Raw genomic sequence first — 12,808 nt, forward strand, 5'->3', positions numbered from 1 at the left:
TCAAAGCTTTTGAATTTTGAATTTTCACGCCACAACAGGTACAATGGATGTACAAATACATAGAAGGAGTGAAGGTTTTATGAGTCATGAAGATTGTATTTTTTGTAAAATCATAGAGGGAGAAGTCCCATCTGCAAAGGTATATGAGGACGAGCATGTCTATGCCTTCTTAGATATTAGTCAAGTAACGAAGGGACATACATTGATTATTCCTAAGACACATACGAAAAATATTTATGAAACACCGCCAGAGGTAGCAAGAGAGTTATTTGAGCGTGTTCCTAAGATAGCTAATGCGATTAAAGAAGCATATGAGCCAAAAGGAATGAACGTGTTGAATAATAACGAAGCTGCTGCAGAACAATCAGTATTCCATTTACATCTCCACCTCATTCCGCGTTACGGTAAAGGCGATGGTTATGATCTTGGCTGGACAGTTCATGGTGATCAGTATACGAGCGAAGACTTACAACAAATCGCAGGAGAAATCCGCGGTAACGTGAAATAGTAACAGAATTGTATAAAAAATTCCCTATTCATTTCCGGGTACTTCTGGTATAATAAATCTAACGTTTCGCAACTGACAATGAGTGTACAGTTGGAAACCTTAGATGAGAAGAGAATAGGAGAGGTTTAGAATGAAAGTTAAAGTTCTAGTTATATTGTCGTTACTTGTAGGGATTGGTGCGGTGTTACATGCAATTATCCCACCGTTATTCTTCGGAGTGAAGCCGGATATGTTGTTGTCCATGATGTTCCTCGGGATTTTCTTATTCCCGAAACCGAAATACGTTCTCGTGCTTTCCTTAGCAACGGGAATCATGTCAGCACTAACAACCGGAGCACCCGGTGGTCAAATTGCAAACGTTATAGATAAACCAATCACCGCTTTTCTTGTTCTGGCGATTTTCCTCGCATTAAAGGGTCGTTTAAACGAAAACATTACAGCTCCTGCCCTAGCCGGTATTGGGACTTTGATCAGTGGTTCGATCTTCATTACGGTCATCTCCCTGATTGCAGGTATTCCAGAGGGTGGATTAATTTCCCTCTTCCTACTCGTTGTTCTTCCTGCAATGGCAGTGAATGCAGTAATTATGGTAGTTGTTTATCCGATTGTGCAAGGTATCTTCAGACGGTCCAATCCAATATCAGTATCGTAAACTTAAATCCTCTAATTTCGATTAGAGGATTTTTTTACGAAAGAATTAGCACCTGGTAATAAATCTGTTATAATGGAAATAGAGAATCATTTCCCATGTTTCGTTTGTCCGGGAATGGTGAAAGATAGCAGTATAAGCAGAAGGGAGCAGATCTGTTATGTCTAGTAAATCAATAGTTCTTGGAATTCTTGTTGGTGGCGCAATTGGCGCTTCAGCAGCATTGTTGAGTACACCTGTATCAGGTCGCGATGTCAGGAACTGCCTGAAAGATCAGTTCATTGATATGTTGAATCTGATCAATAATTTGAAAGATCAATTGCGTGAAACTTCTAAGGAAGGCGTTGTAATTGTAAAGGAATTAACGGACGAGATGAAGAAATCGGTGGAAGAATGGAAAGAAACTGTAGAACCTCACCAAGAGGGAATTTACCATTATCTCGAACAAATCGAAGCAAGCCTAAGAGACCTTGAGAATAAAGTAAAAAGCATTTAATAAAAATCGGGACGTGGGTTAAGAGCTGCGTCCTGATTTTTTATCACGCATTAACGATCTGTAATACCCCTCACCTCTAAACAGGAGGAAGCCCAACATATGAAGGTGGAGAATATACAGTCCGTAAATCCCTGATTCGGTTCAACTAACATTCAATGGGGAGTAAGGAAACCCCCACTGAATAAAATTTCACTTTATGATTCTTGTAAAATTTTTATATATTCATCCATTAGTTCGGGGAAATAATTTTCTTTACGAAGGGCATGAATCGTTGTTGTAGGATCCAGTTTTTCATTTAATAACCCGGCAAATTCGATGAGGAGCGAACTGAAATCCAATAAACCTTCATTTTTCTGTTCCTCATACATAGCTTGCTGACTATTGAGATGGGCGAATAATTCATTATACTCTTCTTCACTAATATTCTGTTCAATCACCAATTTTAAAAAAGGATATTCATCCATATCAATAATTCTTGAAAGCAACTGAATTTGAAAAGAAGTTATTGTACTGCTGTGTTCCTTCATTTTCGTCCCACCTCCTGCCACAAGACCTTTACCGCTAATTAATTGAGTATGTAAATCATATCATACAATTTCATTTGATAGAAGATTTAATACACCCTAACCCTATTTACGACTTCGGTTGGGACTGTTCAGCTAGCCGATTTTTTGGTAAAGTAGAGGATATAGATTTGGAAAGATACAGGGGGGCTTTGATTGTTTATTTTCTATCTCTTTTTTGCTTTTATCATTTTATTAATTTTCAATACAATGACGTATAACTTCTGCCGGAAAATGGAACTTAATGAACTTAAATCAAAGCGGGTATATAAAGTGATCAACATGATTATGGTCACCATGCTCGTTTGTTCATATCTCCGTATTCTAAATGTGGCAGTTTAAAGGTATTTGTTAGGTATTCGCTGTTTTACTATTTATTTCATCATAAAGTATGATATATTTAAAAATATGATTAATGTAAAGACATAATGATTAGGAGTGTTCTACATGAAGAAATTTGCCATGGCTGCTCTATTTACTGTTGGTGTTATCACCCTATCAGCCTGTAGCGGGGATGACTCGGAAACAGTAGTAGAAACGAGCGCAGGAAATGTAACAAAAGACGAATTTTATGAGGAATTAAAAGATCGATACGGGGAAGAAGTACTAAGAGAATTAGTTACCGTTAAGGTCTTAGAAGATAAATATGAAGTTACAGATGAGATGATTGACGAAGAAATTGAATTAGCAAAGGAACAGTTCGGAGAGAACTTTGATATGGTTCTGCAACAGAGCGGCTTTGAGAGCGAAGAAGATTATGCCGATGTCCTCTATCTCAGTCTCTTGCAAGAACAAGCTTTAGCCGAAGATATTGAGATTACGGATGAAGAAATCGAACAACGCTACGATCGATCCAAGACTGAAATCGATGCCCAGCATATTCTTGTTGCCGACGAGGAAACAGCTAATGAAGTGAAGAAAAAACTTGATGACGGCGAAGATTTCGGTGAATTGGCCGCGGAATACTCCACAGATGGTTCTGCACAAGATGAAGGAAAACTTGGCTATTTCACAGCTGGTAGTATGGTTCCTGAGTTTGAAGATGCTGCTTACAATATGGAAGTTGGCGAAATCAGTGATCCAGTTGAATCACAATATGGATTCCATATTATTAAAGTAAATGACATTCGAGATGTAGAAGATGTGGAAGAGCTGGAAGATGTGAAAGAAGATATCCGTAGAGAGTTACAAATTGCGAAGATGGACATGTCCCAAGCAGCTACGAAAATTGACAACATCCTGCAAGATGCAGATGTAAAAGTGAAAATCGATAAATTTGAAGATATGTTTGAGCCTGTTGAGCCAGAAGAAGATGGAGCAGAAGGCTAACATAGAAAAAAGCTACTTTCTAAAATGAAAGTAGCTTTTTTCTATTATTTATTCTTGTTCACGAAGCGCTTTCCTTTCTTTTTCTTCTCTCATCCGCTCCATGTATATTTCGCCTTCTCTTTCTATAAATTCCTGGTCTACTTTCCTATCCGTCTGCATTGCGCGAAAAGCCATATAGCCGCTGAAGAATACTAATAAGATGACAATAAATACCCATAAAGGAACACCTCCAATTATCATCTTTTCCCCCTCCTTGTCCAAGTGTTTCTATCTAACTATATGAAAAGAAACGGACAAAAATTCCTCTCCAGTGGAAAAGAAAATTCCTATTTCACAGTTTCTGTGTTCTCATATCTGCTGTCCAAGTAGTCGACGATATGAATCAGATAACCTTCAATAGTTTGTGGTTTCACACTTGCTCCCCATTCCGGCAGACCGTGATGACAGAGGATACAATGCGACATGAGATGGATATCTTCTATCGTAAATGCTATCCCCTCTCGCTCAACCATTTTTGTAAGGATTAATGTCCCATATGGAATATGGCCTATCATCACACCAAGTTCATCCATCGCTATTCCTGCCTGCTTTCTTTTTTGTAAACTGCTCTTATCGGCCGTCGGATAAAGAAAGTCAAACGATTCATAATGCTTACCGGCAAAATCATATTCCAGCATTTTCCCGATATCGTGTAAAAGAATACTAGTAAGCAGTGCATCATAATTCACAACTTCTTCTTTATGATCCATCATCCCAGCGAGCATTTGATAGAGGTGATCAATTGTCTCTTGCCAGACCGGTCTCACCCATCTTTCCTCTGACTGGTAATTCGACCACAATTCCTGTTTGTAAGCTTTCTCGACGATTTGAATTAATTTCATCACAGCTTGAAATGGATTTTCTTCCTGCTTCACGATATAACGGGCAAAGCGCATGAGACCGACTGTGTGCTTCAACAAACCACCTAAATAATTGTGATGGAATCCTTTTGCGGCAGGACTAATGGAAAATTCTTTCCAGAACTGATCCAAAACAGCTATAGAAAATTCACGATACGGGCTGGATAGTTCATCGATATAAGAGAAGATTTCCACCGTATAATCTTCAATGCTCTGTTTTGTATAAGGCAAATAGGAAAATGGATCAATTTCTCCCTCACAAGGTTCAAGGCGCTGGATCGTAAGCGACTTAAAGCCGCGAAACTCATCAACTACCGCTTCCACATCAAAAACAGAGTATGCTTCTAGCAATGGGAAATTTTTCTCAACAGCTCCTTGATTATCCCACATTTTCGCTTGTATCGTTCCCGTATTATTACTGAACGTCATTTTTAAAAATTGCTTATTTGTCTTTGTCGTCTGGACATTCACTTCATTTAAAAGGAGCCTTAATGTGACGCTATTTCCCTTTGTTTCCTGGTCAATTTCAAAAGTTGCTCCCTCGTCCGGAAGAATCGGAACCGGGTATTGCTGTAATATCTCTTCCTTTCTTTCCGGCGTCATCCGAACTTCAACCGGAATCAACCCATAGAAATAGTGTTGCTGCTCGCTCATCCTCTTCCCTCCATAAACATAAATTTATCACGTCTTTATACATAGACACTTGGAATATTCTCTCTCTCACAAACCGTCCGCACGTCTGATTTACAAGTAAACATAATGACCTGCTGCTTCGTTGCAATCTCTTGAAGGACACGGATCATTCGCTCGACACGTAGCTCGTCAAAGTGAACGAATGCATCATCCAAAATGAAAGGAAGCTGATGTTTCTCTGTCATGACCTTACTAATCGCAAGACGCAAAGAAACATAAAGCTGGTTCATTGTTCCTTGAGAAAGTTCATTTACGTTAAAGCGCAATCCTTCCGCCGACATTACTTGAAACGTCCCCTTCGCTTTCGGTGCAAAAACGTTCGTATATCGTCCATCCGTAATGGTATGTAAAATAGTAGTTGTTTCCTCCACTACTTTCGTTAAATATTTCTTCTGGTATCGTTGCTTTGTCTCAGCTAACATTTCTCTTTGCATGTTAGCAATCGCCCAATCTTTTGCAAGTTGGTTTAATTTTTCCTTTTCCATTTCAAATTGATGGAGCTTCGATGAATAAGCATCGGAGCCTTCGAGTCTTTTTAATTCCATATTCACTTCGGTAAGTTTCTTTTGAATTTCGTCTATTTCAGTTTCCGTCGTGGCTGCAAGAGATTCGAGTGCTTGCGCGCGTTCCTCCAAACTAAATGGATCGAGCTCTTCTTTCACAATGCTCGCCCAAGAATGCTGCGGGAAAATCGAGTCGAGCTGCTGTTTATTCGCTTCCAGTGCTGCTTCCAGCTCTCTTTTTTCTGTAAGATAATTTGCCAGCTTGTAAAATTCCTCTTCCGTTTCCACTTGAGCTTGCTGTAAAAGCTCGGCTAGCTCTTGCTTGTGCACAGCTATGCGTTTTAACATATTTTCCTTCTGTTCCTGAGTGTGATCGATTAATTCATGAATCTGGTTGATTCTTTGCTCTAGCTCCACTTCTTTTTCTAATGTTTGCTCAATAAATAGAAAAGCTTCCGCCGGTGAGCCAATCGAAGTTTCCCCGAATTGATGAAGATAGATGATCAGTTCTTCTTCTATTTGCTTTTCTTTCATCTTAATCTCTTCCATTTCTTTTACCAAGCGATCCCGTTCGTTTTGTAGGCGAAGCAATTCCTTGATTCGATTAAAATAGTCCGGCCAGTAACTGCTATTAATCGGTTCCAGGAACGGATATAGCATAAGCTGTTCTTCCGTTTGATCCGTGAGTCGTCTTACCTTTTCCAAATACATACGTTCTTTTTCTTCCCATTTGAGAATATTTAATTGCTGTATTTGAATATCCGATTGTACAGCTTTTAATTCACGCAACTTTTCATCCTCTGCTTCAAGCTGACTTTGCATGCGGTATATTTCCTCATCCGACAATTTTTGTGCATTGCTTAGTCCTGGTTGGGACCGGATGAGCTTTTCCATAGCTTTGATATGCTGTTTATGAAATAAATATTGTCCTGTCGCAAGCAGGAATAGAAACAGTGCAACACCATAAAGTAAAGACACGTCCATACCAAACGCAAGAACAGTCGAGAAGATAGCAAGGATGATTCCAATTAAAAATAGTTGATTCGCACGCTTGATTCTTTGTTTCTTGTCTTCTGCAAAAGATTGCTGCTGATTCATACTTGCTTCATACAGACGTTCCAGTTGTTCCTGTTCCTTCCCTTTTTCCAGTTTCCGTTTCAACGAGGCGACTTCTTCTTCCGGTAAAAGCGTGGATTTTATCTCACCGAGTTTTGCTTGCAAGTAATTTTCTTCTTCCATTAATCCGTTCTTTTCCGTTTCAATACTGATTCTTTCCTGTTCAAGCTTCTCTTTATCTGCTTTGATTTGCTTCCATGTTTCTTCAATATAAAAGGGTACGGATAAGTCCTGAAGTTCAGCTGCATCTATCTTTAATTGTAAATCCGTTAGCTCATTCGTAATTTTCTTCGTAAGTTCCACTTTCCGCTGATACAAGTTTTCTTCTGTATTTTTTAAAACTGTGTATCGTTCTTTGTGACGTCTTTGAATTTTTAACGTTTCAACTGTCGATTCGGCCAAGCGCTGATTTTCTAATTGGGAAGCGTTATCGCGGTAATTTTCTTCATTACTTTTCAAAACTGCGAGTTCACTTTCAAGTGGTCGCAGTGTGTCGTGTAATTTTTCAAGGCGTGCGATGCCGCTTGCAGGAAAGTTATAGGTTGTTTCATATTGCTCTTGTTTCTTGTTGAGATGCTGGAATTCTTTCAGGACTGGTAACGCTGTGAGTTTCTTCGTTACCGTGCGAATTTCTCCTGTCAGATTTGCTTGCTGGCGCTTAAGCTTGTTTAACGTATCCTCGAGCTCAAGGGATTCAAGAACTTTTTTGCGGTAAGTGGACTCTTCTTTTTGGATAACGGCAAGTTCATCCCCTAGATGCTCGACAACTTGCAATTGCTTGTTGATTGCCGGATTTTTCCCATAGGGTTTAAACATCTCCCCAAGCCGGTTGTCCAGCTGTTTCTCTAATTCATAAATATTGCTTGAGCCGGTCAATCCGATACTGAGCAATACATCACCAAGATTTTCTTCCTGCATTTGTTTAATTGCGTTCAAATCAAGAGCGGAAAAAGAGAATATAGCTTGATAGGTAGCTAGATTCATTCCTTGAAGCCGTTCTTTTAACCAAGTTTCGTCATAGGTATCGCCAGAAGAAGTGAAGCATACTGCTTTCCCGTTATGTTTATCATCGAAGCGTTCAATCGTGTAAGTACCGACTTTTGGATCTGCAATAACTAATTGTCCACCTAATTTGCTGCTCATCTTCGGTTGGTAAAACTTCCGCTCTTTCGGCTGCATCCCAAATAACATAAACAATATAAATTGATGGAGCGTTGATTTGCCCGACTCATTTTCCCCGTAAATAAAAAGTGGACTGGCATTAAAATCAAATTCCTTATCGACCCATTTTCCAAAACCAAATAACTTGGCACGAACAAATCTCATCGCCCTCCCCCTCTCAACAGTTGGTCGAACAGACTGGACCGTGCTGTTTCTTTCCATTCTGATACTTCTTCTTGGGATGGAAGTTCCAAAAATTTCCGGGCTTGACGGTGCTGATAAAGTTGTTCTAAATACTCCATTCCAGAGTTCCTTTCAAAAGTTCGCTGGAGTTCACCGATAAAATGCTCCCCATCCTGAGTTTCCCTTAACTCAAACATTTCTTGTATATCTAGCTGCACATGAAAAATATAGCGCCAATTCGGATTCGTAGTGAAAGATTCATTTATTATTTCCACAATATCTTCCAGTTGCCCGTCCGTTTGCCAATTTCGTAATGTTGATTCGTTCGCTTGAAGTGTAAGGTCGATGAGCTGCGGCTTGCTTGTTTTCATTGTTTTAAGTTTCTCCGTCAGGATCGTTTCAAGCTGATAGGCTGCCTCACATTCGGACACATCAACCGTGAGCGGGACAAACAAAATTCGATTTAGCGGGATAAATTCGAGGGTCGTTTGACTTTCTGTTAACTGTACGAGATAACATCCCTTCTCCCCAGTTTCCTTGCGGTGTCTGCCTTGAATATTACCTGGGTAGACGATATACGGATCATCTTTTAAAACAGCACGCTTATGTATATGGCCAAGAGCCCAGTAACGGAAGTCTTTTTCCATTAGTTCGGATAACCGGAAAGGTGCATATGTATCATGCTCTTCATTGCCTTGGATGCTCCCATGCAACATCGCGATATGGAATGGCACGGTAGCCTGGTCTTCTATTACATATTCACTTGTTTTATTTTCAATGACTGCACGGTTCTCATAGCTGAAACCGTAAATCTTCGCCATTACTTCTCCATTTTTATAAAAGTCGAGGGCACGCACCTGTTCATCCGGGAAAAGATGAACATTGTCTGGATAAGTGACTTGGTGAATATTCCCATTCAGGAAATCATGGTTCCCATAACTTAAAAACACTTCAATTTCTTGTTCCTTCAATTGCTCAAAGGCTTTTTTTAACCGGATTTGCGCTTTCAAACTTTGCTTTTCATTATCAAAAAGGTCACCAGTAATTAAAACGAAATCGACCCTATTTTCAATAGCAGCACGAACAAGCTCAAGCAGTGCTTGGAAGGTGCTCTCCTTAATTTCCTCAAATAATTCAGCAGGCATATCCATTAAACCTTTAAACGGGCTATCAAGATGCAAATCAGCCGCATGAATAAACGTTACTTCACGATCCATTTCCCTACCTCCGTCCAGCATCATACCTCTATTTTAACAGAGCACCAATAAGAATGCACGTTCTATTCGCGGGACATGGGGTCAGAGCCAATGTCCCAGTTTAGATATTATTTTTCTTTTTTCGAGAGGCGGATTGCTTTTGTGAAGTCTTTGAGGGAGCCTGTTCTTCCGTACATGAGTACGCCGCCTTTATATACTCGTGCTCCTATTAGACCAAGGATAATGATCGAGATGATTAATATCACAATGGATAAGCCGATTTCCCAAATTGGCAGACTCAGCATCCCAATTCGCAAAATCATGACCATTGGAGTAAAGAACGGAATAAAGGATGAGATCGTTACGATTGTTGATTCCGGAGCTCCCAGTCCAAATATGGCAACAAGAAATGCAATAACAATAAGAATAATCATCGGCATGATCAACTGACCAACATCTTCCGACCGACTTACGAGTGAACCGAGCATCGCTGCCAAGGTTGCGTATAACATATAGCCAAGTAAAAAGAAAATAATTGCATAAATAATCAGATCAACCGGAATTTCAACTAACCCGACCTCATCAAGGAAACTTCCGGCGAGTTCCTCTTTCCTGCTGCTAATGAGCGTGTAACCAACACCGACTAGCAACAAGATCTGTGTTAAACCAACTAACGCAACTCCAAATATTTTGGCAAACATATGGCTCACCGGTGAGGCACTTGAGATTAGAATCTCCATTACTCGAGATGATTTCTCATTCGCAACGTCTTGGGCAATCATTTGACCGTACAAGATGACAACCATATACATAAAGAAAACCATGACATAGACAATGCCTTGTGCTTGGAACATTTCCTCCAATGTTTTAGCATCCTGGTCGAGCGCCACCGATTCAAAATTCACCGGAGCGTAAATCTCTTGAATCGCTTGTTCATCAAAGCCAGCTTGCTCAATCGATAGCGCAACTTTTATCTGTTGCAATTGCTCCTCTAAGACGGATTGCGTGAACGAATCGGTAATATTATTCGCATAATAGGTCGCTTCTGGCCTGCCCTCTTCATTCATTTGCATAACGACGAGAGCGGCAAATTCCTCTTCTTCGACAGCTGCTTTCCCCGCATCCTCCGAGTCGTCGTAAGGAATCAGCTCCAATGAATCGTTTGCCGCCTCGACACTTTGCTTATACGGCTCAAACAGTGTATCCGAATGGTCGATGACAGCAATTTTGTCCTTTTCATCTTCGCCACCTACAAAAAAGTCTGCAATCGTTTGAAAGTTAGCCGCAGCAACAACGAGTAGCAGCATAAGGGCTGTCGTAATAATAAAAGTTTTTGATTTCAACTTTTCCAAATATGTATGGCCTAAAATAACCCAAAATTTATTCATATGACGAACCCACCTTTTCTATAAAGATGTCATTTAACGATGGCTCTTCCAACTCAAACTTGCGGATGAATCCTTTACCTTGTAATTCCTTAAAAATATCTTGTGACACAGCCTCATTTAAAATCTGTAAGTCACAACCTTCATTCATCCTTCGATACTTTACAACTCCTGGAAATTCCCTTAAAAAGTCAAGTGGAAAATCGCCATGAATTCGTAAATTTTTCTTGCCAAATGATCGTTTAATTTCGCGTAACGATCCTTGAACGACTGGTCTTCCTTTTTGTAAAATGCAAAGGAATTGGCACAACTCTTCTACATGTGACATCTGATGGGACGAGAATACGATCGTCGTTCCTTGTTCTTTCAAATCCAAGACAGCTTCTTTCAACATTTCTACATTAATTGGATCCAGCCCAGAGAATGGCTCGTCTAAAATAAGCAATTCCGGGCGATGGATAACCGCTGAGATGAATTGAATCTTCTGCTGGTTCCCTTTCGAAAGCTCCTCTATTTTCTTATTCATATATTCCGGTACTTTAAAACGCTCTAACCATTTTTCAAGCTCTTGCAGAATTGCTTTCTTCTCCATTCCACGAAGCCTTGCTAAATACACGAGTTGGTTTTTCACAGTTAATTTCGGGTAAAGTCCACGTTCTTCCGGTAAATACCCAATCAGATTACTCGTCTCATAATCAATCGCTTTCCCGTTCCACGTTATTTTTCCCTCCGTCTTATCTAATAATCCAAGCAACATTCGGAACGTCGTTGTTTTCCCCGCACCATTTCCCCCAAGAAATCCGAATATCTCTTCTTTCGGTATTCTTAAATTCAATTGATCGACGGCAGTAAATTCACCAAATCGTTTCGTAACATGATCAATAATTAGTGCCATTCTTCCATCCCCTCCCTTTCTAATACTACGGCTTTCCTTAGTAAATGGTTTCGTTTATTTTTCGACCGCAATTATTTTCGCATAATTTCGAGTTATGAATTATAATGGAAGCAAGAAACAGAGAGGAGCATTACATATGAGAGAATACTTTCTGACCGTATTCAATCCAGACGGGGAAAAATTGCTCGATGAAGCATTTACAGCAGACAATGATGAACAGGCAAAGAAAATTGGTGAAGAAAAACTTGCGGAACATAATTATTCCGAGCACACTCACCGTTGCGTCACCCCCGAAGCGAAACTAATCTTATTCCACCGCTAGTATCAAAGGGGTAGAGGGCGTTGCTACCACTAGAAATTCATTTTTATTTTATAGTTTCCTACCCATATAAAAAACTCACAGATATTATTTCTGTGAGTTTTTTATATGCTTACTGTTCATCTTGATTAAAGCCATAAACTTCCTCTAATGGTTTTGTAATAATCGAGCTAATATCGCCGATAATAACATTTAAACGCTGCTCTTCTTCCATAAGTTTAGCGATTGTCGGATTATCCTGAACAAGCTCAACTACATTCCGGGCTTTTTCTACTTCTTCATCTGTAATATCCAAGCCTTGCATTTGTTTCTCCTGTAAATTCAACTGGGTATCCCGGAAACTTTCAAACATTTGCTTAGACTCCGGATCGTTCATTACTGCTTCATAAGCTGATTTTAAGTTTTGGAAATCAGTGCTTTCTCGAATTGCTTTTTCCAAATGATAAGCATGATCATAAATATTTGACATCATAAAGCCTCCCAAAAGTAAGATAGCCTTACTATATCAAATGAATTGGAGAATGTATACCATGAACTTATGTAAGATTTCTAAAATGGAAGTGGGCAAGCATCACTGCCTGCCCACTATTTATTTGCTTTTGTTATTGTCCGCCACCACTAAGCTGTTGCTGCGCAGTACGAACTAGACGTTTTGTAATTTCTCCACCAACGGAACCGTTAGCACGAGAAGTTGTGTCTGCTCCTAGATTAACACCAAACTCTTGAGCAATTTCAACTTTCATTTGATCAAGTGCTTGTTGTACACCAGGAACTACTAATTGGTTTGAGTTATTGTTAGCCATTGGACTTTCACCTCCTTCTGTAATCCTATTGTCAGCTAAAACAACTAAACTTATGACAAAAATTCACTGGTAAAATGTAGCTATGATTCCAGTTCGCTCTAAGCATAAAA

General features: G+C 39.7%; 15 protein-coding genes. 6 read left to right on the plus strand and 9 right to left on the minus strand.

What is annotated here, in order from left to right; genetic code table 11:
- The first annotated feature begins 79 nt into the window (after positions 1–79).
- The 3 genes from SPD53_RS12305 to SPD53_RS12315 all read left to right on the plus strand — a co-directional run bounded on the left by SPD53_RS12305 (position 80) and on the right by SPD53_RS12315 (position 1,653).
- The gene (locus tag SPD53_RS12305; RefSeq protein WP_156854640.1) at positions 80–508 is read left to right on the plus strand and encodes an HIT family protein; all 429 of its coding nucleotides are present in this window, start codon (positions 80–82) and stop codon (positions 506–508) included.
- 130 nt (positions 509–638) lie between these two features.
- Positions 639–1,160 carry a tryptophan transporter gene (locus tag SPD53_RS12310; RefSeq protein ID WP_156854642.1) on the plus strand — a complete coding sequence of 174 codons (522 nt, stop codon included), beginning with the start codon at positions 639–641 and terminating at the stop codon, positions 1,158–1,160.
- A gap of 157 nt (positions 1,161–1,317) precedes the next feature.
- Complete coding sequence (locus SPD53_RS12315; protein WP_156854644.1) at positions 1,318–1,653, plus strand: YtxH domain-containing protein; 336 nt, start codon at positions 1,318–1,320, stop codon at positions 1,651–1,653.
- A 194-nt stretch (positions 1,654–1,847) separates the two neighbouring features.
- On the opposite strand, the gene SPD53_RS12320 is transcribed toward SPD53_RS12315, so the two are convergent.
- Positions 1,848–2,180, minus strand: a complete 333-nt coding sequence (locus tag SPD53_RS12320; protein WP_156854646.1) for a DUF1878 family protein — start codon at positions 2,178–2,180, stop codon at positions 1,848–1,850.
- Positions 2,181–2,372: 192 nt separating this feature from the next.
- Here SPD53_RS12320 and SPD53_RS12325 point away from each other — a divergent pair, with 192 nt between their 5' ends.
- A complete protein-coding gene (locus SPD53_RS12325; protein WP_156854648.1) occupies positions 2,373–2,558 on the plus strand; it encodes a hypothetical protein in 186 nt (61 codons plus the stop codon).
- Between the two features lie 105 nt (positions 2,559–2,663).
- Positions 2,664–3,545, plus strand: coding sequence for a peptidylprolyl isomerase (locus SPD53_RS12330; protein ID WP_156854650.1), 882 nt, complete (start codon positions 2,664–2,666; stop codon positions 3,543–3,545).
- A 48-nt stretch (positions 3,546–3,593) separates the two neighbouring features.
- On the opposite strand, the gene SPD53_RS12335 is transcribed toward SPD53_RS12330, so the two are convergent.
- From SPD53_RS12335 to SPD53_RS12360, 6 genes are all read right to left on the minus strand, one after another.
- Positions 3,594–3,785, minus strand: coding sequence for a sporulation YhaL family protein (locus tag SPD53_RS12335; RefSeq protein WP_308425602.1), 192 nt, complete (start codon positions 3,783–3,785; stop codon positions 3,594–3,596).
- Between the two features lie 86 nt (positions 3,786–3,871).
- Complete coding sequence (locus SPD53_RS12340) at positions 3,872–5,098, minus strand: HD domain-containing protein (protein WP_336252747.1); 1,227 nt, start codon at positions 5,096–5,098, stop codon at positions 3,872–3,874.
- A gap of 35 nt (positions 5,099–5,133) precedes the next feature.
- Positions 5,134–8,082, minus strand: coding sequence for an ATP-binding protein (locus tag SPD53_RS12345; RefSeq protein ID WP_336252748.1), 2,949 nt, complete (start codon positions 8,080–8,082; stop codon positions 5,134–5,136).
- Complete coding sequence (locus SPD53_RS12350) at positions 8,079–9,317, minus strand: metallophosphoesterase family protein (protein ID WP_336252749.1); 1,239 nt, start codon at positions 9,315–9,317, stop codon at positions 8,079–8,081. Before SPD53_RS12350 ends, SPD53_RS12345 begins: the two co-directional genes overlap by 4 nt.
- Before the next feature lie 107 nt (positions 9,318–9,424).
- On the minus strand, positions 9,425–10,684 hold the full coding sequence (locus tag SPD53_RS12355) for an ABC transporter permease (protein ID WP_336252750.1): 1,260 nt from the start codon (positions 10,682–10,684) through the stop codon (positions 9,425–9,427).
- The gene (locus tag SPD53_RS12360; RefSeq protein WP_188857835.1) at positions 10,677–11,576 is read right to left on the minus strand and encodes an ABC transporter ATP-binding protein; all 900 of its coding nucleotides are present in this window, start codon (positions 11,574–11,576) and stop codon (positions 10,677–10,679) included. The genes SPD53_RS12355 and SPD53_RS12360 overlap by 8 nt, the downstream gene beginning before the upstream one ends.
- Positions 11,577–11,712: 136 nt before the next feature.
- Between SPD53_RS12360 and SPD53_RS12365 the strand changes: the two genes are divergently transcribed.
- A complete protein-coding gene (locus SPD53_RS12365) occupies positions 11,713–11,898 on the plus strand; it encodes a YhzD family protein (protein ID WP_336252751.1) in 186 nt (61 codons plus the stop codon).
- A gap of 109 nt (positions 11,899–12,007) precedes the next feature.
- Here SPD53_RS12365 and SPD53_RS12370 read toward each other — a convergent pair whose 3' ends face one another.
- Both SPD53_RS12370 and SPD53_RS12375 read right to left on the minus strand, forming a co-directional pair.
- Complete coding sequence (locus SPD53_RS12370; protein WP_188857836.1) at positions 12,008–12,364, minus strand: YlbF family regulator; 357 nt, start codon at positions 12,362–12,364, stop codon at positions 12,008–12,010.
- A gap of 133 nt (positions 12,365–12,497) precedes the next feature.
- Positions 12,498–12,698, minus strand: coding sequence for an alpha/beta-type small acid-soluble spore protein (locus SPD53_RS12375; RefSeq protein WP_188857838.1), 201 nt, complete (start codon positions 12,696–12,698; stop codon positions 12,498–12,500).
- Positions 12,699–12,808: the final 110 nt, after the last annotated feature.

It is taken from the genome of Oceanobacillus sp. MO10714A (assembly GCF_037072045.1).
In the GTDB taxonomy this organism is placed as follows: domain Bacteria; phylum Bacillota; class Bacilli; order Bacillales; family Amphibacillaceae; genus Oceanobacillus; species Oceanobacillus indicireducens.

Coding starts and splice junctions, on each gene's coding strand:
- SPD53_RS12305 (WP_156854640.1), top strand. CDS start 80: ATGAGTCATGAAGATTGTATTTTTTGTAAAATCATAGAGGGAGAAGTC.
- SPD53_RS12310 (WP_156854642.1), top strand. CDS start 639: ATGAAAGTTAAAGTTCTAGTTATATTGTCGTTACTTGTAGGGATTGGT.
- SPD53_RS12315 (WP_156854644.1), top strand. CDS start 1,318: ATGTCTAGTAAATCAATAGTTCTTGGAATTCTTGTTGGTGGCGCAATT.
- SPD53_RS12320 (WP_156854646.1), bottom strand. CDS start 2,180: ATGAAGGAACACAGCAGTACAATAACTTCTTTTCAAATTCAGTTGCTT.
- SPD53_RS12330 (WP_156854650.1), top strand. CDS start 2,664: ATGAAGAAATTTGCCATGGCTGCTCTATTTACTGTTGGTGTTATCACC.
- SPD53_RS12335 (WP_308425602.1), bottom strand. CDS start 3,785: ATGATAATTGGAGGTGTTCCTTTATGGGTATTTATTGTCATCTTATTA.
- SPD53_RS12340 (WP_336252747.1), bottom strand. CDS start 5,098: ATGAGCGAGCAGCAACACTATTTCTATGGGTTGATTCCGGTTGAAGTT.
- SPD53_RS12345 (WP_336252748.1), bottom strand. CDS start 8,082: ATGAGATTTGTTCGTGCCAAGTTATTTGGTTTTGGAAAATGGGTCGAT.
- SPD53_RS12350 (WP_336252749.1), bottom strand. CDS start 9,317: ATGGATCGTGAAGTAACGTTTATTCATGCGGCTGATTTGCATCTTGAT.
- SPD53_RS12355 (WP_336252750.1), bottom strand. CDS start 10,684: ATGAATAAATTTTGGGTTATTTTAGGCCATACATATTTGGAAAAGTTG.
- SPD53_RS12360 (WP_188857835.1), bottom strand. CDS start 11,576: ATGGCACTAATTATTGATCATGTTACGAAACGATTTGGTGAATTTACT.
- SPD53_RS12365 (WP_336252751.1), top strand. CDS start 11,713: ATGAGAGAATACTTTCTGACCGTATTCAATCCAGACGGGGAAAAATTG.
- SPD53_RS12370 (WP_188857836.1), bottom strand. CDS start 12,364: ATGTCAAATATTTATGATCATGCTTATCATTTGGAAAAAGCAATTCGA.
- SPD53_RS12375 (WP_188857838.1), bottom strand. CDS start 12,698: ATGGCTAACAATAACTCAAACCAATTAGTAGTTCCTGGTGTACAACAA.